19 protein-coding genes and 2 riboswitches are annotated in these 21,545 nt (G+C 66.7%); of the genes, 16 read left to right on the forward strand and 3 right to left on the reverse strand.

The features are described from left to right. Nucleotides 1-38 precede the first annotated feature (38 nt). Nucleotides 39-253: riboswitch (cobalamin riboswitch) on the forward strand. Nucleotides 254-435: 182 nt separating this feature from the next. From AC59GX_RS17010 to cobJ, 7 genes are all read left to right on the forward strand, one after another. Further along, a complete protein-coding gene (locus tag AC59GX_RS17010) occupies nucleotides 436-1,485 on the forward strand; it encodes a HoxN/HupN/NixA family nickel/cobalt transporter (protein WP_426282156.1) in 1,050 nt (349 codons plus the stop codon). Nucleotides 1,486-1,718: 233 nt separating this feature from the next. Then, nucleotides 1,719-1,929, forward strand: a riboswitch (cobalamin riboswitch). Between the two features lie 101 nt (nucleotides 1,930-2,030). Beyond that, nucleotides 2,031-3,068, forward strand: coding sequence for a cobalamin biosynthesis protein CobW (cobW, locus tag AC59GX_RS17015; protein ID WP_426282155.1), 1,038 nt, complete (start codon nucleotides 2,031-2,033; stop codon nucleotides 3,066-3,068). 8 nt (nucleotides 3,069-3,076) lie between these two features. Continuing rightward, a complete protein-coding gene (gene cobN / locus AC59GX_RS17020; protein WP_426282153.1) occupies nucleotides 3,077-6,322 on the forward strand; it encodes a cobaltochelatase subunit CobN in 3,246 nt (1,081 codons plus the stop codon). Beyond that, nucleotides 6,319-7,461 (forward strand): precorrin-3B synthase, encoded by a 1,143-nt coding sequence (cobG, locus tag AC59GX_RS17025; protein ID WP_426282152.1) that lies wholly within the window; start codon nucleotides 6,319-6,321, stop codon nucleotides 7,459-7,461. Before cobN ends, cobG begins: the two co-directional genes overlap by 4 nt. Next, entirely contained in the window at nucleotides 7,462-8,091 is a 630-nt protein-coding gene (locus tag AC59GX_RS17030; protein ID WP_426282150.1) for a precorrin-8X methylmutase, read from the forward strand. Beyond that, entirely contained in the window at nucleotides 8,088-8,825 is a 738-nt protein-coding gene (gene cobI / locus AC59GX_RS17035; RefSeq protein WP_426282149.1) for a precorrin-2 C(20)-methyltransferase, read from the forward strand. Before AC59GX_RS17030 ends, cobI begins: the two co-directional genes overlap by 4 nt. Next, nucleotides 8,822-9,571 (forward strand): precorrin-3B C(17)-methyltransferase, encoded by a 750-nt coding sequence (gene cobJ / locus AC59GX_RS17040; RefSeq protein ID WP_426282148.1) that lies wholly within the window; start codon nucleotides 8,822-8,824, stop codon nucleotides 9,569-9,571. Before cobI ends, cobJ begins: the two co-directional genes overlap by 4 nt. Here the strand turns inward: cobJ and AC59GX_RS17045 are convergent. Beyond that, nucleotides 9,547-10,296 (reverse strand): cobalt-precorrin-6A reductase, encoded by a 750-nt coding sequence (locus tag AC59GX_RS17045; RefSeq protein ID WP_426282147.1) that lies wholly within the window; start codon nucleotides 10,294-10,296, stop codon nucleotides 9,547-9,549. The genes cobJ and AC59GX_RS17045 overlap by 25 nt on opposite strands. Between AC59GX_RS17045 and cbiE the strand changes: the two genes are divergently transcribed. The 7 genes from cbiE to AC59GX_RS17080 all read left to right on the forward strand — a co-directional run bounded on the left by cbiE (nucleotide 10,295) and on the right by AC59GX_RS17080 (nucleotide 15,642). Next, nucleotides 10,295-11,494: a precorrin-6y C5,15-methyltransferase (decarboxylating) subunit CbiE gene (cbiE, locus tag AC59GX_RS17050; RefSeq protein WP_426282146.1), complete on the forward strand. Its 1,200-nt coding sequence runs from the start codon at nucleotides 10,295-10,297 to the stop codon at nucleotides 11,492-11,494. The genes AC59GX_RS17045 and cbiE overlap by 2 nt on opposite strands. Then, nucleotides 11,476-11,853 carry a cobalamin biosynthesis protein gene (locus tag AC59GX_RS17055; RefSeq protein WP_426282145.1) on the forward strand — a complete coding sequence of 126 codons (378 nt, stop codon included), beginning with the start codon at nucleotides 11,476-11,478 and terminating at the stop codon, nucleotides 11,851-11,853. Before cbiE ends, AC59GX_RS17055 begins: the two co-directional genes overlap by 19 nt. Beyond that, the gene (gene cobM, locus AC59GX_RS17060; protein ID WP_426282143.1) at nucleotides 11,850-12,635 is read left to right on the forward strand and encodes a precorrin-4 C(11)-methyltransferase; all 786 of its coding nucleotides are present in this window, start codon (nucleotides 11,850-11,852) and stop codon (nucleotides 12,633-12,635) included. The genes AC59GX_RS17055 and cobM overlap by 4 nt, the downstream gene beginning before the upstream one ends. After that, nucleotides 12,632-13,939 carry a cobyrinic acid a,c-diamide synthase CobB gene (locus AC59GX_RS17065; protein ID WP_426282142.1) on the forward strand — a complete coding sequence of 436 codons (1,308 nt, stop codon included), beginning with the start codon at nucleotides 12,632-12,634 and terminating at the stop codon, nucleotides 13,937-13,939. The genes cobM and AC59GX_RS17065 overlap by 4 nt, the downstream gene beginning before the upstream one ends. Further along, the gene (gene cobA / locus AC59GX_RS17070; RefSeq protein ID WP_426282141.1) at nucleotides 13,936-14,664 is read left to right on the forward strand and encodes a uroporphyrinogen-III C-methyltransferase; all 729 of its coding nucleotides are present in this window, start codon (nucleotides 13,936-13,938) and stop codon (nucleotides 14,662-14,664) included. Before AC59GX_RS17065 ends, cobA begins: the two co-directional genes overlap by 4 nt. Next, nucleotides 14,661-15,422 carry a precorrin-6A synthase (deacetylating) gene (cobF, locus tag AC59GX_RS17075; RefSeq protein ID WP_426282140.1) on the forward strand — a complete coding sequence of 254 codons (762 nt, stop codon included), beginning with the start codon at nucleotides 14,661-14,663 and terminating at the stop codon, nucleotides 15,420-15,422. The genes cobA and cobF overlap by 4 nt, the downstream gene beginning before the upstream one ends. Nucleotides 15,423-15,519: 97 nt before the next feature. Continuing rightward, entirely contained in the window at nucleotides 15,520-15,642 is a 123-nt protein-coding gene (locus AC59GX_RS17080; RefSeq protein WP_426282139.1) for a hypothetical protein, read from the forward strand. A gap of 61 nt (nucleotides 15,643-15,703) precedes the next feature. Here the strand turns inward: AC59GX_RS17080 and AC59GX_RS17085 are convergent, their stop codons facing one another. Next, on the reverse strand, nucleotides 15,704-15,973 hold the full coding sequence (locus AC59GX_RS17085) for a DUF1488 family protein (RefSeq protein WP_056058830.1): 270 nt from the start codon (nucleotides 15,971-15,973) through the stop codon (nucleotides 15,704-15,706). Between the two features lie 144 nt (nucleotides 15,974-16,117). On the opposite strand from AC59GX_RS17085, the gene AC59GX_RS17090 reads away from it, so the two are divergent. Together AC59GX_RS17090 and AC59GX_RS17095 are read left to right on the forward strand one after the other, a co-directional pair. Further along, entirely contained in the window at nucleotides 16,118-18,253 is a 2,136-nt protein-coding gene (locus AC59GX_RS17090) for a M3 family metallopeptidase (protein ID WP_426282138.1), read from the forward strand. A gap of 147 nt (nucleotides 18,254-18,400) precedes the next feature. Next, on the forward strand, nucleotides 18,401-20,809 hold the full coding sequence (locus tag AC59GX_RS17095) for a TonB-dependent receptor (protein WP_426282136.1): 2,409 nt from the start codon (nucleotides 18,401-18,403) through the stop codon (nucleotides 20,807-20,809). 34 nt (nucleotides 20,810-20,843) lie between these two features. Here the strand turns inward: AC59GX_RS17095 and AC59GX_RS17100 are convergent, their stop codons facing one another. After that, complete coding sequence (locus tag AC59GX_RS17100) at nucleotides 20,844-21,482, reverse strand: glutathione S-transferase (protein ID WP_426282135.1); 639 nt, start codon at nucleotides 21,480-21,482, stop codon at nucleotides 20,844-20,846. Nucleotides 21,483-21,545: the final 63 nt, after the last annotated feature.

The following is a 21,545-nucleotide window of genomic DNA, read 5'->3' on the forward strand; positions in this document are numbered from 1 at the left end:
AAGCAGGGTACCGAACACGCGGGACGCGGCTTCCAGCCGTTTCCCGTGATCGCGTCGGTGCCCGGAAGGGCTTGATTGGGAATGCGGTGCGGACGGTTCGCCGTCCCATGCCGCGGCTGTCCCTGCAACTGTAAGCGGCGAGCGAGACGCACGAGCCCTTTTCGCGAGGGCAGCCACTGGGTGAAAACCTGGGAAGGCGTGCATCGAGCAGCGACCCGCGAGCCAGGAGACCTGCCGGCGTCTGGTCGCTCTTGTCCCGGTCCAGGGGGTGGCCGAGGCACGGTGAACGCCGCCTGCGTGACACTGGCTGAGCGACGACCATGTGGCGGGGGCCGCATCGGTGTCGTGCGTCGGCCGCTCATGGCGTCCGGTCGTCGCATGGCCCGGCCGTTTTCGGCAGGCCCCGGTCCTCGTCGGACGCTGCGGGGTTTGTGCATGACGACTTTGACGATGGAACGACCGACGCGGGTTTCGACCCGAAAGCGCATCGGTTGGATGTTCGCAGGCCTGGTCGCGGCCAACATCGCCGCGTGGTGCTGGGCGTTCTCGCTGTTCCACGCGCAACCGCTGATGCTGGGCACGGCGCTGCTCGCCTGGGGCCTCGGCCTGCGCCACGCGGTCGACGCAGACCACATTGCGGCGATCGACAATGTGACGCGCAAGCTGATGCAGGACGGCCAGCGCCCGATCGCGGTCGGCTTCTGGTTCGCGATCGGCCATTCGGGGATCGTGCTCATCGCGGCGGTCGCGATCGCACTGACCGCCAATGCGCTGTCGCAGTTCGAGGCATTCAAGCAGGTAGGCGGGGTGGTCGCGACCGTCATCTCCGCTGTGTTCCTGTTCACGATCGCCGCGATGAACCTGATCATCCTCCGCTCGGTCTGGCGCACCTTCGGCCATGTCCGCGGCGGCGGCACCTATGTCGAGGAGGACCTCGACCTCCTCCTCGGCAACCGCGGCCTGCTCGCACGTCTGTTCCGCCCGATGTTCCGGCTGGTCACGCGGAGCTGGCACATGGCGCCGCTCGGCTTCCTGTTCGGACTCGGTTTCGACACGGCGACGGAGGTCGCGATCCTTGGCCTCTCAGCGAGCCAGGCCGCCGACGGTCTCTCGATCGGTGTCGTCCTAGTCCTCCCCGTGCTGTTCGCGACCGGCATGGCGCTGGTCGACACCGCGGACGGCGTCGTTATGCTTGGTGCCTATGAATGGGCGTTCGTGAAGCCGATCCGTAAGCTCTACTACAACATAACCATCACCTTGATCTCCGCGATCGTCGCGATCGCAATCGGCGGGATCGAGACGCTCGCGCTGCTCGGATCGAAGCTCGGCTTCACCGGCGGCATATGGGACGTTGCAACGGCACTCGGCGAGAACTTCAATGGCCTCGGCTTTGCGATCATCGGCCTGTTCGTGCTCTGCTGGGTGCTGAGCTTCGCAATCTACCGCTGGAAACGCTTCGACGAGATCGAAGTCGTGCACGGATAAGCTAGCTCCTCTGTTCCCCAAGCTCGACGCGCTCTCGATCCTCCCCCGCCAGGGGGAGGTGGCGCGAAGCGACGGAGGGGGAGGACGACGATCACGTTTGTTCCGTGTCCTCCCCCTCCGTCTGGCAAGTGCCAGCCACCTCCCCCTCGCGGGGGAGCATCGAAAACTACCGATATGCGAATTGGCAGTCCCGCCAAACTGCTCTAACCCACCCCCGAGGCTCGGTTTCACCGAACCTCACAGATCGCGCCGGTGCCCTTCGGGGCTTGAATGGGAATGCGGTGCGGGAGTTCCTCCCAATGCCGCGGCTGTCCCTGCAACTGTAAGCGGTGAGCGAGACGCACACGCCCTTCACGAGAAGGGCAGCCACTGGGGAAACCTGGGAAGGCGTACGTCGAGCCTCGACCCGCGAGCCAGGAGACCTGCCAGCGCATATGGTCGCTCTTGCTACGATCCAGGGGATGGTCGCGGCACGGTACTCCGTCTGAGCGACGAACGCGTGCGGCCCTATGGTCGTGCGTGCGTGTGCTCGCAGGAGAATACCAATGCCCGATCTTTCAAAGGTCCCCGTCACCATCGTCACCGGCTTTCTCGGAGCCGGCAAGACCACGCTCATCAGCCACCTGATCCGCAACGCGAACGGCCGCCGTCTCGCCGTCGTCGTCAACGAATTCGGCACGCTCGGTATCGACGGCGACATCCTCAAGGGCTGTGCGATCCCCGATTGCCCGGCGGAGAACGTGATCGAGCTGGCGAACGGCTGCATCTGCTGCACGGTGGCGGATGATTTCATCCCGACCGTGGAGGCGCTCCTCGCGCTCGACCCGCGCCCCGATCACATCCTGATCGAGACCTCCGGCCTCGCGCTGCCCAAGCCGCTGCTCAAGGCGTTCGACTGGCCAGCGATCCGCTCGCGCATCACCGTCGACGGCGTCATCGCGCTCGCCGATGCCGAAGCAGTCGCCGCCGGTCGCTTCGCGCCAGATGTCGCTGCGCTCGACGCCCAACGCGCCGCCGACCCCAGCGTCGATCACGAGACGCCCTTGTCTGAGGTATTCGAGGACCAGCTCGCCTGCGCCGATATCGTGCTGCTGACCAAGGTCGATCTCGCCGGCCCCAAAGGCGTCGCCAAGGCACGCGCGGTGATCGCCGCCGAATCCGCACGGCCGCTCCCGGTGATCGACCTGACCGACGGTATCATCGATCCGCGCGTGATCCTGGGCCTTAACGCCGCCGCCGAGGACGATATCGCCAGCCGCCCGTCGCATCACGACGGCGAGGACGATCACGAGCATGACGATTTCGACAGCGTCGTCGTCGAGCTTGGCGAGATCGCCGACCCCGCCGACCTGACCGCGAAGATCGAGGCGCTCGCCCGCAGCGCCGACATCCTCCGCGTAAAGGGGTACGCCGCCGTCACCGGCAAGCCGATGCGCCTGCTCGTCCAGGCGGTCGGCGCGCGCGTCCGTACGCAGTACGATCGCCCATGGCGCGCCGGCGAACCGCGCCGCACGCAATTGGTGGTCATCGCCGAGCACGACCGGATCGACGAGGCCCGCATCAAGGCCGCGCTGGACGGCTGAGGCGCACGATGCACGTCGTCTTCCGCGAGACCCACGGGCTGGAGGAAAGCGCGGTCCCGCAGGACCTCGCCCAATCCCCCGCGGACCTCGTCGTCCTGTCCTTCTCCGACGGTGACCTCGGCGCGTTCGCCGCGGGCTGGAAACGTGCGGATGCGGCCGGTAGCCGATTGCCCTCGCTACGCCTCGCGAACCTGACCGCGCTCCAGCACCCGCTCTCGGTCGACACCTACATCGAACAGACGTTGGCGGGCGCGAAGGGCATCCTGATCCGGCTGATCGGCGGGCGCTCCTACTGGAGTTACGGCCTGCAACAGGTCGAAAACCTCGCGCGCGAGAACGGCATCGCGCTAGCCGTCCTCGCCGCAGACGGCCGCATCGACACACGCCTCGACGCCGCATCGACGATCCCGCTCTCGACGCTCCGCCGCCTGGCCCATCTCTGCGACACCGGCGGCGCAGTCGCAGCGCAGGCTGCCTTAGCTCAGTTCGCGCTCGCATCAGGCTGCTACGCTGGCCCCGTCACCGGCGTCCGCGCGATCGCGGACGTTGGCGGCTGGCAACCGCACGACGGCGTTACCTGTCCGGCCGCGTTCGATTTGAACGCGACACGCCCCCGCATCCTGATCGTCTTCTACCGCTCGTACCTGACCGCCGCCGACCTTCACCCGATCGAAGCGCTTCACGCTGAGCTAACCGCGCGAGGGTTCGACGTCATCGGCCTCTTCGCACCCTCGCTGAAAGCTCCCGACGCAGCCGGCTGGCTGAGCCGCTGGGTCACGGCGCTCACGCCGGCGGCGATCGTCAACGCCACGGCCTTCTCCGCACGAGGCGCCACCGACGCCACGCCTCTCGACGGCGCGGACGTCCCAGTATTCCAGATCGCGCTAGCCACCTCCGACCGCGCCGCCTGGGCCGGCGCCACCCGAGGCCTGTCGCCCGCCGACCTGGCGATGCACGTCGTCCTCCCCGAGGTGGACGGCCGCCTCTTCGCCGGCGTCGCCAGCTTCAAGGAAGCCGCCGCGCGAGACGGCGACCTGGAATACACCCGCCGCGAACACCGCGCCGACCCAGCACGAATCGCCGCCATCGCCGCGCGCATCGAAGCGTGGACAAACCTCGCCAGCAAACCCGTCGCCGACCACCGCATCGCGATCATCCTCTCGACCTACCCCGGCAAGGCATACCAGATGGCGCACGCCGTCGGCCTCGACGCACTCGCCTCCACGCAAGCGATCCTCGAAGACCTCACCGAGGCCGGCTACGCGATCACGCCCGACGCAACTGATCTCGCTACCTCACGCATCCACTGGCCGCTCGCGCAGTACCGCAAAGCCCTCGCGCATCTCCCCGAAGCGCTCCGCGACGACCTCCATGAAACCTGGGGCGAACCCACCGAAGACTTCGCCTTCACAGCGATCGACCGGGGCGGGGCGCTCGTCGCCCTCCAACCCGAACGCGGCCGCACAGAGCAACGCGCGGAGGAATATCACGACCTCTCGCGCTGCCCCTGCCATGCCTATGTCGCCTTCTACCTCTGGCTTCACGCACGAGGCACCGATGCGCTGGTGCATGTCGGGGCGCATGGCACGCTCGAATGGCTCCCCGGCAAGTCGGTCGCGCTGTCCGACGCCTGCTGGCCCGAGGCGCTGACCGGTGCAATGCCCGTCATCTACCCGTTCATCGTCAACGATCCCGGCGAAGCGGCCCAAGCCAAGCGTCGCATTGGCGCGGTCACGCTCGGCCACGTCCCGCCGCCGCTCGAACGCACGCGCACCGGCGCCGGCCTTGGTCGCCTCGAAGCGCTGCTTGACGAATTCTCCAACGCCGACGGACTCGATCCAGCCCGCCGCGACCGCCTGCAACGGGACATCCGCGACGAAGCCACCGCCACCGGCCTCGCCGCGACGCTGGGCCTTGACGACGCACAGTCCCAAGCCGAAGCGATCACCCGCATCGACACGTTCGTCTGCGACGTGAAGGAAAGCCAATTTGGCGACGGCCTCCACATCTACGGCCGCGGCGAGCAAGGCGATGCCGAACGCGCCGGTCTCCTGTCGGCGCTCCATGGCAAGCGCGTCGCGTCCGGCCCGTCCGGCTCGCCGTGGCGAGGCCGCGCCGACGTCCTCCCGACCGGCCGCAACCTCTACACGACCGACCCGCGCGCGGTCCCGTCTCGCGCTGCCCATACCCAAGGCGTGAAGCTCGCCGACGAACTCGTCCGACGCCATTTGCAGGACCACGGCGACTACCCGCGCAACCTCGTCGTCGACCTCTGGGCCTCGGCGACGATGCGCACCGCGGGCGAGGAGTTCGCGATGGCACTCCACCTGCTCGGCGCGGAACCGGTATGGGACATGCAATCCGACCGCGTGACGGGCGTCGAGATCCTCCCGCTCGCCAACTTCGACCGGCCCCGCATCGACGTCACCCTGCGCGTATCCGGCCTGTTCCGCGACGCCTTCCCGACGCTCTGCACGATGTTCGGCCAGACGGTTCGAGCCTTAGGCGCACGCGACGAACCGGCCGATTGGAACCCGTTCGTCGGCAAGCCAGTCACCGCGCGCGTCTACGGCCCCGAACCCGGCCGCTACGGCCTGAGCATGGGCGATGCCGCCGAGACCTACACGCCGGAAGCGCGCCTGACCGCCGGCCAAGCGTGGCTCTCCGCCTCCAGCCACGCGCTCGACGCCGATGTGGAAGGGGGCCAGGACACGTTCGACCCCGCCGGCATCCGCGACCGCGTCGCCGCCGCCGACGCCTTCGTCCACGTCCAGGACCTCCCCGAAACCGACCTTCTCCTCGCCGCGGATTACGCCGCACACGAAGCCGGCTTTGCCGCCGCGCAATCGGTCGCAGGGGGCGGCGCCACGCTCTACCATCTCGACGCACGCGATCCGAACAAGGCCAAGGCCCGCCCGCTAAACGAGGAGATCGCCCGCGTCGTCCACGCCCGCGCGGCAAATCCGGCCTGGGTCGACGGCATGATGCGCCACGGCTTCCGCGGCGGTGCGGAGATCGCCGCGACGCTCGACCATCTCGGCGCCTTCGCGCATCTCGCCAGCGCAGTCCGTCCCGAACTGATCGACCTCTATTACGACGCGACGCTGGGCCGCGACGACGTCCACGCCTTCCTTGCCGAAGCCAACCCCGGCGCACTCGCGGCGATGCAGGCGCGTTTTGCCGCGCTCCACGCAGCCGACCTGTGGCCGACCCGCCGCAATTCGATCCTCGCGAGCCTGGACCTGCCGGCATGAGCGCATTTGTCAAAGGCTGGTGCCCCAACGCATGGCGCCCGATGATGGCCGGCGACGGCCTGCTGGTCCGAATCCGCCCACCGCTCGGTCGCGTGACGCGCGAGCAAACACTCAGCCTGTGCGACGCGGCGGCGACGCACGGCAACGGCCTGATCGACTGTACCAGCCGCGCGAACCTCCAGATCCGCGGCGTCCGCGAGGATAGCTGGCGTCCATTGATCGACACACTACTCGATCTCGGCCTCATCGATCCCGATCCGATCCGGGAAGCGCGCGCGAACATTCTCGTCGCACCGGAATGGCGAATAGGTGACGACACCCACCGCATCGCCGAACACTTGCGCGCGCGCCTGGCGGACTTGCCCGAACTTCCCGGCAAGGTCGGCTTCGCGATCGACGCCGGCGTAGCGCCGGTGTTGCAAGACGCCCCCGCCGACTTCCGTATCGAGCGCGCTGAGTCTGGAGCGCTTATCCTGCGCGCGGACGGCGGGACCTTTGGCACGCCGGTATCGCCCGGCACCGAAGCCGACCGGTTGATCGCACTCGCGCACTGGTTCGTCGACAGCGGCGGCACCGCCAGCGGCCGCATGGTACGCCACAGCGCCACACTTCCGGATTGGGCAGCCCCAACAACCCCTCCAGCCGCAAGCGCGCCACCACTTCGCATCGGAAAGCATTCCCTCGGACTCGCGCTAGGCCTCCCATTCGGTCGGATCACAGCGCGCGCGCTGGCACGCTACGTCGACACCGAGCAAGCAATTCAAGCGATCCGCATTACCCCTTGGCATATCGCAATCTGCGAAGCCGACGCGGCGCTTCGCGTTGAGCCCGACCCAATCGACTTCATCACCGACTCCGCCTCGCCAACGCTTCATGTCGACGCCTGCGTCGGCGCGCCAGCCTGTCCGCAGGGCAGTGTCGAGACGCGCGCGCTCGCCCTACGCCTCGCCCCTCACGTCACCGGCCGCCTCCACGTCTCCGGCTGCGCCAAGGGATGCGCCCGCGCCGCCCCCGCCGACGTCACGCTCACCGGTCGCGAAGGCCGCTACGACCTCTCCTTCGACGCGCGCGCCGGCGCACCACCCTCCCGCGCAGGCCTCGACGCCGCGCAAATCCTCGCCCATTTCGGAGCCGCCTGAATGCCGTACGCCTATGAAACCGACGGCGCGGCGATCTACCGCCAGTCCTTCGCGATGATCCGCGCGGAGGCCGATCTCGCGCGGTTCTCGCCAGAGGAAGAGCCCGTCGCCGTCCGCATGATCCACGCCGCCGGGCTCGTCGGCCTAGCCGAGCACATCCGCTTCACGCCAACGTTCGCCAGCGAAGCCCGGCGCGCGCTGCAAGCCGGCGCCCCGATCCTGTGCGACGCCCGCATGGTCACCGAAGGCATCACGAAGGCCAGATTGCCCGCCGACAACCGCATCGTCTGCACGCTTCATGCCGCCGAAACGCCCGAACTCGCGCGGACGATGGGCAATACCAGATCCGCCGCCGCGCTCGAACTTTGGCGCCCACATCTCGCCGGCGCCGTCGTCGCGATCGGGAATGCGCCGACCGCGTTGTTCCACCTGCTCAACATGCTCGAAGACCCCGACTGCCCGCGTCCCGCGGCGATCATCGGCTGCCCGGTCGGCTTCGTCGGCGCGGTCGAATCCAAGGCGGCGCTATGGGCCGATCAGCCCGTGCCTTGCGTCGTCGTCGAGGGTCGGATGGGCGGCAGCGCGATCACCGTCGCCGCGATCAACGCGCTAGCGAGCGGCACCGAATGATACCGTTGCGAACTGGGGGCACGATCCACGGCGTCGGCTTGGGCCCCGGCGCGCAGGACCTGATGAGCGTTCGGTCGGACCGCCTCGTCCGCGACGCGCGCCACATCGCCTATTTCCGCAAGGCCGGTCGCCCCGGCCAGGCGCGAAAGATCGTCGAGGGCATGCTCCGCGACGACGTGATCGAGTTCCCGATGGAATACCCCGTCACCACCGAGATCCCGGTCTCGGACCCCCGCTACAACGACCAGCTCTGCGCCTTCTACGCCACCTGTATCGAGCACCTCGCCGCCCTGACGCGCACCGGCGAAGACGTGGTCGTGCTCTGCGAAGGCGACCCGTTCTTCTACGGCTCGTTCATGCACCTCTACACGCGCCTCCAGACGATCGCGCCCGTGCAGGTCGTCCCCGGCATCACCGGCATGTCCGGCGCATGGACCGCCAGCGGCGCGCCGATAACCTGGGGCGACGACGTCCTGACGGTCCTGATGGGCACGCTCCCCGAAGACGATCTCGTCCGCCGCATCCGCGACACCGACGCGTTGGTGGTGATGAAGATCGGCCGCCACCTCGCCAAGCTCCGCCGCGCCGTCGCCGCTGCGGGGCGCGAGACCGAAGCATGGCTGGTGGAGTACGCAGCGATGGCCGATCAGCGCGTGACGCGACTATGCGACGCGGAGGCGATCACGCCGTATTTCTCGATCCTGCTGATCCACGGCCAAGGACGCCGTCCGTGACCGGCTGGCTGGCGATCGCAGGCCTGGGCCCCGGCAACGACGCACTCGTAACCCCGGAGGTCACCGCCGCGCTCGCCGAAGCGACCGACGTCATCGGCTACATCCCCTATGTCGCGCGCATCGCCCCTCGCGAAGGCCTGACGCTCCATCCGACCGACAACCGCGTCGAACTCGACCGTGCCACGCACGCGCTACAACTCGCGGCGAAAGGCCACCGCGTCGTGGTGGTCTCGTCCGGCGACCCCGGCGTGTTCGCAATGGCGGCCGCGGTGTTCGAGGCGCTCGAAGCCGGTCCGCTAGAATGGCGAGACCTCTATATCCGTGTTCTTCCTGGCATCACCGCCATGCTCGCCGCGAGCGCACGAGCCGGCGCGCCGCTCGGCCATGATTTCTGCGCGATCAACCTGTCGGACAATCTGAAACCCTGGGCCGCGATCGAACGCCGCGTGCGCCTCGCCGCCGAAGCCGACTTCGCGATCGCCTTCTACAATCCGCGATCGAAAGCCCGCCCCGACGCACTGATCCGCATCTTCGAGCTCCTTCGCGAAACCTGCCAGGACGACCGCCCAGTGCTGTTCGCGCGCGCCGTCACCACCCCCGAAGAAACCCTCCGCATCGTGCCCCTGACCGAAGCTCGCGCGGACATGGCGGACATGCGGACGATGATCATCATCGGCTCCAGCCTTACGCGCGTTATCGAGCGCCCGGTGGGACCGATCCTCTACACCCCCCGGTCGGCGCCATGATCGAGCCAGCGCATCACATCCGCGACCGCGTGCACCTCGCGTCGAGCGGGCAGGGCAGGCCGATCGATCATGATCACCGTGAGCCCAAGCGCGCGCGCCGCATGCAGTTTGGCCGACGCCCCCGTGCCGCCGGCATTCTTGCAGACCACGACTTCGATGCGGCGCGACGCCATCAACCGTCGATCGCCCTCGACATCGAACGGCCCACGGTCGACCACGAGATGATGACGCGGCAACCCCGGCGGCTGGTCGGGCACATCGACGAACCGCAGCAGATAGTCGTGCTGCGGTTGCTCCGCGAACGCGTCGACATGCATCCGCCCGAGCGCCAGCATGACGCGCCGCGACGGCCCGCCCAGCGCCGCAACAGCAGCGTCGATATCGGCCACGCGCGTCCATCGATCGCCAGCGACCGGCAACCAAGCCGGCCGCGTCAGTGCAATATGCGCGACACCGGCGCGCTCCGCCGCGATGACCGCGTTCGCGCTCATCCGGGCCGCGAACGGGTGCGTCGCGTCTACCATATGCGTCACGCCCTCCTCGCGCAGATACGCGACCAGCCCGTCGACGCCGCCAAACCCGCCGATGCGCACCGGGATCGGTTGCGCTTTCGGTTCGGCAACGCGTCCGGCATAGCTGAGCACCGCATCGTCGCCGCGCGAGGCCAGCGCCGCGGCGAGCGCGCTGGCCTCGGTCGTGCCGCCCAGCACCAGGATGTTCGACATGGCTGACACTCCCTGGCTGACGATCATCGGTATAGGCGAAGACGGCGTGGATGGCCTGTCCGCTGCGGCGCAGGCCGCATTGGCACAAGCCGAGCTGGTGACCGGCGCCACCCGCCACCTCGCGTTGCTCCCGGACCTTAAGAGCGCGGTCGAACCCTGGCCAGTCCCGTTCGGCGACGGTGTCACTCGGCTGCTCGCGCACCGTGGCAAGCGCGTCGCGATGCTCGTATCCGGCGATCCGTTCTGGTTCGGCGCGGCTACGTCGATCACGCGTCACCTCGATCCCGGCGAATGGGTAGCGCACCCCGCGCCCTCGACATTTGGTCTCGCCGCCTCCCGCCTCGGCTGGCCAATCGAGGAAACCAGCTGCCTGGGTCTCCACGCCGCACCTTTTACCCGCCTCCGCCGGCACATAGTCCCGGATTGTCGCGCGATCGTGCTGGTCCGCGACGGCGCAGCGGTTGCCGAATTGGCACGGTATCTCTCCGACCTCGGCTTCGGGCAATCGCGCCTGCACATTCTCGAAGCGCTCGGCGGCCCCCGCGAGCGTGTTCGCGACATCGCGGCAGCCGACCTCGATGATGACGACATCGTGCATCCCGTCGCGGTTGGGATCGTCTTCGCGGGGCAGGGCAAGGTTCTGCCTTACGCGTCCGGCCTGCCGGACACATGGTTCGATCATGACGGCCAGCTTACCAAACGCCCGGTTCGCGCGCTGACGCTGTCCGCGCTCGCCCCAAGGCCCGGCGAGACGCTGTGGGACATCGGCGCGGGCTCTGGCTCGATCGGCATCGAGTGGTTGCTCGCTCATCCGTCGACGCATGCCACCGCATTCGAAGCCGACCCCCTCCGCGCCGGCCGAGCCGAGAATAACGCCGCAGCCCTGGGCGTCGATCGACTACGTGTAATCCGGGGTCGTGCACCGGAGGCTCTCGAAGGTCACGCCGCACCGAATGCTGTCTTCGTCGGCGGTGGGCTCTCCGAAGCCTTGCTCGAAACATTGTGGGCCAAGCTGCCGATTGGCGCACGCCTGGTCGCAAACGCAGTGACGCTCGAATCCGAGGCGTTGTTGTCGCGCTGGCATGGATTGAAGGGCGGCATCCTGCTGCGCCTCGAACTGTCGGAAGCCACCCCGCTCGGCACACGACGCGGCTGGCGCGCGAGCTACCCGGTCGTCCAATGGAGCGTCACGCTGTGATCGTCGCCGGCTTCGGGTTCCGCGCGGATGCCACGCTGGCATCGCTGCAAGATGCGCTTGCCAGCGCGCAGCACGGCCAGGCGCAAGTCACGCGGCTTGCCACTCCTCGCGACAAGGCTCCGCTGGTCGAACGGCTTGCCGAAGCGCTGGATCTGCTCCTGGTCGCTATCGACCCAGATGCGCTACGCGCTGCACAAACGGCCACGAAGTCGGCTTTTAGCCTGAAGATACGCCAGACTGGCAGCGTCGCCGAAGCTTGCGCACTCGCTGCGGCAGGACCCGGCGCGCGGTTGCTGACACCGCGCCACATTTCCCACGACCGCATGGCGACGTGCGCCATCGCAGAAGGATCCGCATGACCGTCCACTTCATCGGCGCAGGCCCAGGCGCGCCCGACCTGCTTACACTCCGCGGGCGCGACCGGATCGCCGGATCGCCCGTATGTCTCTACGCGGGCTCGCTTATTCCTGCGGCGATGCTCGATCATTGTCCGCCCGGCGTACGCATCGTCAACACCGCGCCCTTGTCGCTCGACGAGATCATCGCCGAGATCCAGACGGCGCACGACGCCGGCCAAGACGTCGCCCGGCTCCACTCCGGCGACCTGTCGATCTGGTCGGCGATGGGCGAACAACTCCGCCGTCTCCGCGCGCTCAACATCACGTTCACGATCACCCCCGGCGTACCAGCCTTCGCCGCCGCCGCCGCCGCGCTAGAGGTTGAACTGACGCTTCCCGAACTCGCGCAGTCGGTAGTGCTGACTCGCACGTCTGGCCGCGCCAGCACGATGCCGCCCGCCGAAACCTTGACCGCGTTCGCTGCGACCGGCGCGACGCTCGCAATTCATCTCTCGGTCCACAATCTCGCGCAGGTGATCGCCGACCTAACGCCGTCCTACGGCTCGGAATGCCCCGTCGCGATCGTCTGGCGCGCGAGTTGGCCCGACCAGCAGATCGCGCGCGCTACGCTCGCCACTATCGCCGACGCCGTAGCGGGCAAACCCGATCGCACCGCGCTGATCCTAGTCGGCCGAGCGCTCGCAGCGCAGGATTTTGCGGAAAGCAGCCTTTATGCAACAGGCTACGACCGGCGTTTTCGGCCACAATCGGCGGACTCGAAGTTCGCGGGAGACGACGCATGACGCCCGGCCTGATGGTCGCCGCGCCCGCATCGGGCACCGGCAAGACCACCGTCATGCTCGGCCTCCTCCGCGCGCTCCGCGACGACGGCCTTGCGGTCCAGCCATTCAAGAGCGGCCCCGACTATATCGACCCCGCCTTCCACCGCGCCGCGAGCGGCCGCGCGTCGTTCAACCTCGACAGTTGGTCGATGCCTGCGGCGATGCTCGACACCCTTGCCGCCAAAGCCGACGATGCGGACTTCGCGCTTGCGGAGGGCTCGATGGGCCTGTTCGACGGCGTTGCGAAGCCGGGCGCTACCGGCAACGGGGCCAGTGCCGACATCGCGCGCAGGATGGGCTGGCCGGTCGTGCTGGTGATCGACGTCTCGGGACAGGCGCAGTCCGCCGCCGCCATCGCGATCGGCTTCAGCCGCTATGATCCGAGCGTGCGGATTGCCGGTGCGATCCTCAACCGCGTCGCCAGCCCCCGCCACGAACGCCTCGCGCGCAGCGGGATGGACGCGGTCGGCATCCGCGTGTTCGGAGCATTGCCACGGCGCGGCGACCTGAAGCTCCCCGAACGCCATCTCGGGTTGGTACAAGCGGTTGAGCATCCCGATCTCGATGCGCGGATCGCCGAATATGCCGAATTCCTGCGCGCGCATGTCGATATCCCCGCGCTCCATGACACGGCGGCTGCCAGCGCGAGACCGGCAAGCGTGCCGAGTTGGATACGCCCCCCGGCACAGCGAATCGCACTCGCACAGGACGCCGCCTTCTCGTTCACCTACGCACACGTGCTCGAAGGCTGGCGTCGGGCCGGCGCTGAAATCCTGCCTTTCTCGCCGCTAGCCGACGAGGCCCCCGCCGTGGACGCCGACCTCGTCTGGCTCCCCGGCGGCTATCCCGAACTCCACGTGGGCAAGCTCGCCGAAGCGCACCGGTTCCATGCAGGCCTGACCGAGTTCGCGAAGACCCGCCCGGTCCACGGCGAGTGCGGCGGCTACATGGCGCTGGGTGAGGCGCTGATCGACGCGGACGGCGTGCGCTACCGGATGGCGGGGCTGCTCGGTTTGGTTACCAGCTATGCCCAGCGGAAGATGCACCTCGGGTATCGCCGCGCGACATTGCTTGCGTCGATGGGCGGGGTCGCGGCCGGCGCTGCGCTGACCGGCCACGAATTCCATTACTCCACGATCATCGACCAGCCGGACGCTCCACTCGCGCACGTCACCGATGCCGACGGCAATGCCGTTCCCGAAACCGGCTCGTATCGCGGCCACGTATCCGGCAGTTTCTTCCACATGATCGCCGCTACGCCATGACCGGTTTCGTATCGTTCGTCGGCTCGGGGCCCGGCGATCCCGAATTGCTGACGCTGAAGGCGGTGTCTCGGTTGCAAACTGCAGACGCGGTCCTGTTCGACGATCTGTCTTCAGCCGTTCTGGGCCATGCGCGCCCCGGCGCCGCCCTGATCGCGGTAGGGAAGCGCGCCGGTCGTCCGTCGCCAAGCCAGTTGCATGTATCGCAGTTATTGGTCGAATACGCCCGAACCGGCATCCGCGTCGTCCGCCTGAAGTCCGGCGACCCGGGCATGTTCGGTCGCCTGGAGGAGGAGATCGTCGCGCTGAGAACAGCGGGCATAACGTTCGAGATCATCCCCGGCATCAGCGCCGCCAGCGCGGCCGCTGCCGCCGCGCAGATCCCGCTCACGCGCCGGCTCAGCGCGCGCCGTGTCCAGTTCGTCACCGGCCACGACGTCACCGGCGACCTTCCCGAACAACGCAACATGGCCGCGCTCGCCGATCCCGAGGCGACGACGGTGGTGTTCATGCCCAAGCGCACGTTTCCCGCGCTGGCGGCATCGCTGATCGAGCACGGGCTTTCCCCGGATACGCAGGCGCTGATCGCCGAGAATGTCGGCCATCCCGACCAGTCCCTGGCGCGCTCGACGATGGCGGAACTGGCCGCGCAGTTGGAGGCAGGATTTTCCAGCAAACCCGCGCTGATCCTCTACGGTCCGCTGATGGATTCCGAGGCTGGGGAGTGATCGACCTCCACCTGATCGGCATCGGCACCGGCAACCCCGATCACCTCACGCGCGCCGCGATCGCCGCGATGAACGCCGCCGACCTGATCCTCCTCCCACGCAAAGGCGATGCGAAGTCCGACCTGATCGACCTGCGCCGCACCATCTGTGCAGACGTCCTGACCGGTGCGACCCGCGTCGTGGAATTCGATCTGCCTGAACGCGATACGTCCGCCCCCTATTTGGGCGCGGTCGAACAATGGCACGACGCGATCGCGGCCGTCTGGAGGGGCAAGATTGCGCAACACCTGCCCGACGGGGGCCGCCTTGCGTTGCTCGTATGGGGAGACCCTTCGCTCTACGACAGCACGCTCCGCATCGCAGATCGACTACGCGCGGACGGTCTGGCGATGACCGTGACGGTCGAACCCGGGGTCACTAGTCTCCAGGCGCTGACCGCAGCGCACGCAATACCGTTGAATATGGTCGGCGCGCCTGTTCTCATCACGACGGGACGCAGATTGAGGGCAGGGGGGTGGCCGGCGGGCGTCGATACGATCGCGGTCATGCTCGACGGGGATTGCGCGTTCCAGACGCTGGACGCACCCGGTATCGAGATATCGTGGGGCGCGTATCTGGGAATGGCGCACCAGGCGCTGGTCGCCGGCGCCCTGGCCGAGGTCGCCATTGAGATCATCGAGGCTCGTGCCAGCCTCCGCGAGCGGCATGGCTGGATCATGGACATCTATCTTCTGCGCCGCGCCGTTCCGGTCGCCTAACTCAGGTTACCCTGAACCTTCGATTGCTATCACGTTCAGGGAACATCCGGATGGTGCGGCGTAAGCGCCGCGCAGCGAACACGTTCGAGGTCCGACTATGGTGAAGATCGTCATCATCGCCTTCGCGGCGATATGGGGGGCGTCGATGCTGTTCGGCGTGACGCTGTTGGTCGGCAGTCGCTACTCGACCCGTATCCGCCGGTTCGTGACCGGCGACTGAGTGCGTTCGAAAGAGGCGATCGGCGCGCTCGAGACGGCGCCGATCGCCGCTAAAGTGCTGATTATTCGAGATCGTCTTCGTCGACGATGATCGTCGACGCATTGGGCTTGCGCTCGATGGCCGCGAGGCACGCGTCGACGATGTCGTCGTTGAAGCGATTGAACAGCTCGATGCCGTCGTCCTCGGGTTCGTCGCCGCTCAGCTCCTTCAGGACCGCGTACTTGACCGCGAACTCATATTCGTCGCCGTCGAACTCGCCGGAAAATTCGATCTGCTTCTGGATGTCGTTGTCGACGACGCTCGCCTGATCGATTTCGAGGGTATTTGCCATGTCGGAACTCCTGGGGTTTGACCGCCTACTGCCTGCGAGCGGGCGGCAGTGCAAGCGCTCAACCGGGTGGTTTGCTAACCGATTGTAACAAGGGCTGCGGCAGGGCAAGGATAGGGGCATCACTCCTGCCATTGTGAGTCGTCAATGTCGCGTTCCAGCCTGCTTCGTTCCGCCGCCATCCTCTGCTGCATCGCCAGCGCCGCCTCTGCGCAAACCCCCGCCAAATCGTCGCGCGTCAATCCGCTGACCGTCCCCAGCACGCTGCCGTTCCAGGCGCCGCGCTTCGACCAGATCACCGACGCCGATTACCAGCCCGCGCTGGAACAGGGCATGGCGGAACAGATCGCCGAGATGAAGGCGATCGCGAATAACGCCGCGGCACCGACCTTCGCCAACACGATCGAGGCGATGGAGCGCTCGGGCCGGACGCTCGACCGCGCGAGCCAGGCGTTCTTCGGCGTGTCGCAGGCGAACACCAACGATGCGCTCGACGCGGTACGGTCCGCCGAGGCACCCAAGCTCGCGCAGCACAGTGACGCGATCTATCTTGATCCGAAGCTCTTCGCGCGCGTCCAGGCGCTCTACGCAAAGAAGGACTCGCTAGGTCTCGATGCCGAGCAGAAGCAGGTCCTCGAGATCTATCACAGTGACTTCCTCCACGCCGGCGCGCAGCTGAACGATGCCGACAAGGCCAAGCTGCGCCTGCTCAACACGCAGATCTCGACCGCGACGACCGATTTCCAGCAGAAGCTGCTCGCCGGCACCAAGGCTGGCGCGCTGGTGGTCGACGACAAGGCCAAGCTCGCGGGCCTCAGCGACGCTGAGATCGCAGCCGCTGCCGAGGGCGCGAAGGAGCGCGGCATGCCCGGCAAGTACGTGTTGTCGCTCCAGAACACGACGCAGCAACCGGCGCTCGCCTCGCTCTCCGATCGCGCAACCCGCGCGGCGCTGTTCGAGAAGAGCTGGAACCGGTCGCAGCGCGGCGATGCGAACGATACGCGCGCGCTGATCCAGAAGATCGCGCAGTTGCGCGCGCAGAAGGCGCAGCTGCTCGGTTATCCGAACTACGCCGCCTATTCGTTGTACGACCAGATGGCGAAGACCCCGGCGGCTGCGAAGGGCTTCATGACGCAGCTCGTCCCCGCGACCGCAGCCGAGCAGCGTCGCGAAGCGGCCGAGTTGCAGAAGACCATAAACGCGACCGGCGCCGCGTTCCCGCTCGCACCGTCCGACTGGGATTTCTATTCGGACAAGGTGCGCAAGGCCAAGTACGACCTCGACCAGAACGAGCTGAAGCCGTATTTCGAGATCAGCCGCGTACTGACCGACGGCGTGTTCTTCGCCGCGAACCAGCTCTACGGCGTCACCTTCAAAGAACGCCGCGATATCCCGACCTACCAGCCGGACATCCGCGTCTTCACCGTCTACGACAAGGACGGCTCTGAACTCGGCCTGATGTATTTCGATTACTGGAAGCGCGACAACAAGGCGGGCGGCGCCTGGATGTCCAACTTCGTCGGCCGGTCGAAGCTGCTGAAGACCAAGCCGGTCGTCTATAACGTCGGCAACTTCACCAAGCCCGCGCCGGGCCAGCCCGCGCTGATCACGTTCGACGACGTCACGACGATGTTCCACGAGTTCGGCCATGCGCTGCACGGGCTGTTCGCGAACCAGACCTATCCGCTGGTCTCGGGCACCAACACCGCGCGCGACTGGGTCGAGTTCCCGTCGCAGTTCAACGAGCATTGGGCGCTCGATCCCAAGGTATTCGCGAACTATGCCAAGGATTATCGCACCGGGGCGGTGATGCCGCAGGCGCTCGTCACGAAGATCAAGAACGCGGCGAAGTTCAACCAGGGTTATGAACTGGGCGAGCTGGTAGCGGCGGCGACGCTCGACCAGGACTGGCATTCGCTGCCGGCGTCGGCCGGGCCGCAGGATGTCGATGCGTTCGAGACCAAGGCGCTGAACTCGATGGGCCTCGACACGAAGGACGTGCCGCCGCGCTATCGCACCAGCTATTTCGCGCACATCTGGGCGGGTGGCTATGCGGCGGGCTATTACGCGTACCTCTGGACGCAGATGCTCGATAACGATGCGTATGCGTGGTTCATGGCGCATGGCGGGCTGACGCGCGCGAACGGCCAGCGCTTCCGCGACATGATCCTGTCGAAGGGGCATACCGAGGATTACGGTCCGATGTTCAAGGCGTTCTATGGCAAGGACCCCGATATCGGCCCGATGCTCGAAGACCGCGGCCTGACGGCGACCGCGAAGTGATGCGGCGGTGCAGCGGCCTTTTGGACCGCTGCACCGCACCATATTAAATCTGTAGCGTAACGGTCATCCGACTGTCTCGTCGTGCCAATAGGCGCAGCCCCGGGAGTGACGATCGATCGATCTCGCTAGGGGTTTTCAGGAATGACGATGTTTTCTCGTACGGCCGCGCGGCTGTTGTGCGGCGCTATCGGTTTTGTCGTGGTCGGCGTGCCAGTCACCGCAACGGCGCAGTCGCTGGTTGCCAAGGACGCGGGGCCAGGCTCGCCCGCACCAGTGGCCGACCCCGCGGATTCGGTAACCCCGCCCGCCGGCCAGGATGACACGATCGTCGTTACCGGCGCCAACACGCGATCGGTAACGCAGGTCAGCGGCGTCGACATGCAGAAGATCCTTCCCGGCGTCAGCCCGTTGAAGGCGCTGCAAACGCTCCCCGGCGTTACCTTCCTCACCGCCGATCCCTGGGGCAATAACGAGCAGAACATCTCGCTGTTCGTCCACGGCTTCAACGCGCAGCAACTCGGCTACACGCTCGACGGTCTACCGCTGGGCGATCAGAATTACGGCAATTACAACGGCCTGTCGCCGCAACGTGCGATCATCTCGGAGAACGTATCGCGCGTGACGCTGGCCAGCGGCGCGGGCGATCTCGGTACCGCGTCGACCAGCAACCTCGGCGGTACGATCGATACCTTCTCTAGCGACCCCAAAAAGGACATGGGCGTCCAGGTCGACCAGACGCTGGGCAGCCATTCGACCTCGCGACTGTTCGCGCGGATCGACAGCGGTGATCTTGGCAATGGCAACGCGTTCTACATCTCGGGCTCGCGGCAGAAGGCCAAGGCGTGGGATTTCAACGGTATCCAGGGCGGCTATCAGGCTAATGCCAAGTTCGTCCACGAGGACTCGAACGGCAAGCTGACGCTATATGGCGCGTTCTCGGACAAGACCGAGCCGAACGAGGATTCGACCGTCATCACGACGGCCACGCAAGCGACCGCGCCGTATGTTCGCCCGTTCGTCTATCCCAATTTCAACGAGATGCTGACCTATCTCAACTCCGGCGCGTACAAGGCGGATGGGTCGAACTACCGCAATTACTACGGCGTCGCGGCGCGCACCGACTATCTCGGCTACGTCAAATACGAGTGGAACGTCAGCGACAAGGTCACCTTCTCGAACCAGGCCTATTATCATCACAACGACGGCGTCGGCGTCATCGGCGGTCCGATCGACGTCGCCGGCCTACCTAAGCTGTTCTCGTTCTATTATCCCGGTCAGAACCTCACCCAGGTGTTCGGCGGCTCGGGCCTTGCGACGCGCACGACGGAATACCGGATCGACCGCGGCGGCCTCGTCTCCACCCTCGCACTGGATCTCGGCGCGCATCACGTCGAGTTCGGCGCCTGGTACGAGCATCAGAGCTCGTCCGCCTATCGCCGCTGGTATCCGTTCCCGGTCAACGATCCGAGCACGCCGTACCAGCGTCCGCGCGAGGAACTGACCCCGCTGATCACGCAATATCACAGCGAAGTCCGCGTCGACGAATACCAGGCGCATATCCAGGACAGCTGGAAAGTCCTGCCGGGCTTGACGATCCAGGGCGGCGTGAAGAGCACGTTCCAGAACGCGTCGCAGCGCGTGCCGACGCAGCCGATCCCGGGCTCGTTCACCGGCTCGGTCGCGCTGCCGGTGGGCAAGATCGACACGCACAAATACTTTCTGCCACAGCTTGGCGCGCTGTGGGATGCGACCGACAACGAACAGGTGTTCGTCAACGTCCAGAAGAACATTCGTCAGTTCCAGACGAGCGCGGCGGCGGGCTTGTCACCGTTCGCCCTCGGCAGCCAGGCGGCGTTCGACCTGTTCAAGCAGGACGTCGAGCCAGAGACGAGCTGGACCTACGAGGCGGGGCTGCGTTCGCATCATGCGCTGAACCTCGGCCCGCTGACCGGCTTCGATGGCCAGATCAGCGTCTATCACGTCGACTTTAGCAACCGTCTGCTCGGGATCAGCCCGACGCCGGTAGTGACCGCAGTCGTCAGCGGCGCGGCGATCCTGCAGAATGTCGGTGCGGTGAAGACCGACGGGTTCGACGTCGCCGGTACGTTCCGGTTCGGCTCGCACTTCTCGTTCTACGATGCGCTGTCGTACAACAACTCGCGCTACGAGGAGAACTACATCAGCGGGACGAGCACGGTTGCGACCGCGGGCAAGAAGGTGCCGGGCAGCCCCGACTGGCTCAACAAGTTCACCGCCTCGGCCAATTACGGCATCTTCGACGCGCAACTCGTCGGCGACTATATCGGCAAGCGGTTCGCGACCTACACCAACGACCTGTTGGTGCCGTCCTACTTCACGCTGTCCGGCCGCATTGCCGCGCGCGTACCGCTGTCGGAAGGGGAGATCGTCAAGACGGCGACGGTCAGCCTCAACGTCACCAACATCACGAACAAGCGCGCCGCCTCGACGCTCAGCATTGGCGCGGCGAGTGGGACGTTCAACCAGTTCCCGGTCGCACCCCGCCAGGTGTTCGGGACGATCAGCGTCGGCTTCTGACGCGGGAAGGGGGCCTCGGTCTTGCCGGGGCCTCCTACTGTGCGTCCGTCGTTGTCGGGAATATGATCGGTGGATTGCCCGGTTGCCAAGGCGCCGGGCGTATCATGACCCGAGCGAACAACGCCGACGCGAGGTGCATCGCCAGCCATGCATGCAGTCGCTCGAACGGCAGACCGTCGAAATAGGAACGATCCGTCTGCGCGAACTGGCGGACGAACGGCATGATCGCGAGATCGGTCATCGACTGCGGGCTGGTGCCGAGACTGCCGCTAGCACGCAGCCTCTCGCCTAGATCGCCGAGCAGCACGGTAGCCGCATCGCGGTGCTCGATCGGATCGACGTCGTAGCGATCGGCATATTTGTAGCGGTCGAGATGGTGTTTGAAGGCGCCGTCGTTCGTCGCGATCAATCCAGCGTCGTTATCGGTTGGCCACTCGGCGTCGGGCGTACGCGCGCAGGCCCAGCGCATGATGTCGAGGCTCTGGGCGATCACCGTCCCGTCGGGCAGCACGAGCACCGGCACGGTTCCCTTGGGCGACGCGTCGAGCATCGCCGCCGGCTTGTCCCGCAAGACGATCTCACGCAGTTCGACCTCACGATCGTTCGCCGCGATCGCGAGACGCGCGCGCATCGCGTAGGGGCACCGACGGAAGCTGTAGAGGATCGGCATCATCGGACCTGCATAACCCGAGCGGGCGTCCAAGTCGCCTGATCCCGAAAACAGTCGGCGCTACTG

It is taken from the genome of Sphingomonas sp. 320_CC, assembly GCF_059691795.1.

What these genes read in the sequence shown, in the direction of transcription:
- AC59GX_RS17010 (WP_426282156.1), top strand. Translation starts at nt 436, where the DNA reads ATGACGACTTTGACGATGGAACGACCGACGCGGGTTTCGACCCGAAAG.
- cobW (WP_426282155.1), top strand. Translation starts at nt 2,031, where the DNA reads ATGCCCGATCTTTCAAAGGTCCCCGTCACCATCGTCACCGGCTTTCTC.
- cobN (WP_426282153.1), top strand. Translation starts at nt 3,077, where the DNA reads ATGCACGTCGTCTTCCGCGAGACCCACGGGCTGGAGGAAAGCGCGGTC.
- cobG (WP_426282152.1), top strand. Translation starts at nt 6,319, where the DNA reads ATGAGCGCATTTGTCAAAGGCTGGTGCCCCAACGCATGGCGCCCGATG.
- AC59GX_RS17030 (WP_426282150.1), top strand. Translation starts at nt 7,462, where the DNA reads ATGCCGTACGCCTATGAAACCGACGGCGCGGCGATCTACCGCCAGTCC.
- cobI (WP_426282149.1), top strand. Translation starts at nt 8,088, where the DNA reads ATGATACCGTTGCGAACTGGGGGCACGATCCACGGCGTCGGCTTGGGC.
- cbiE (WP_426282146.1), top strand. Translation starts at nt 10,295, where the DNA reads ATGGCTGACACTCCCTGGCTGACGATCATCGGTATAGGCGAAGACGGC.
- AC59GX_RS17045 (WP_426282147.1), bottom strand. Translation starts at nt 10,296, where the DNA reads ATGTCGAACATCCTGGTGCTGGGCGGCACGACCGAGGCCAGCGCGCTC.
- AC59GX_RS17055 (WP_426282145.1), top strand. Translation starts at nt 11,476, where the DNA reads ATGGAGCGTCACGCTGTGATCGTCGCCGGCTTCGGGTTCCGCGCGGAT.
- cobM (WP_426282143.1), top strand. Translation starts at nt 11,850, where the DNA reads ATGACCGTCCACTTCATCGGCGCAGGCCCAGGCGCGCCCGACCTGCTT.
- AC59GX_RS17065 (WP_426282142.1), top strand. Translation starts at nt 12,632, where the DNA reads ATGACGCCCGGCCTGATGGTCGCCGCGCCCGCATCGGGCACCGGCAAG.
- cobA (WP_426282141.1), top strand. Translation starts at nt 13,936, where the DNA reads ATGACCGGTTTCGTATCGTTCGTCGGCTCGGGGCCCGGCGATCCCGAA.
- AC59GX_RS17080 (WP_426282139.1), top strand. Translation starts at nt 15,520, where the DNA reads ATGGTGAAGATCGTCATCATCGCCTTCGCGGCGATATGGGGGGCGTCG.
- AC59GX_RS17085 (WP_056058830.1), bottom strand. Translation starts at nt 15,973, where the DNA reads ATGGCAAATACCCTCGAAATCGATCAGGCGAGCGTCGTCGACAACGAC.
- AC59GX_RS17090 (WP_426282138.1), top strand. Translation starts at nt 16,118, where the DNA reads ATGTCGCGTTCCAGCCTGCTTCGTTCCGCCGCCATCCTCTGCTGCATC.
- AC59GX_RS17095 (WP_426282136.1), top strand. Translation starts at nt 18,401, where the DNA reads ATGTTTTCTCGTACGGCCGCGCGGCTGTTGTGCGGCGCTATCGGTTTT.
- AC59GX_RS17100 (WP_426282135.1), bottom strand. Translation starts at nt 21,482, where the DNA reads ATGATGCCGATCCTCTACAGCTTCCGTCGGTGCCCCTACGCGATGCGC.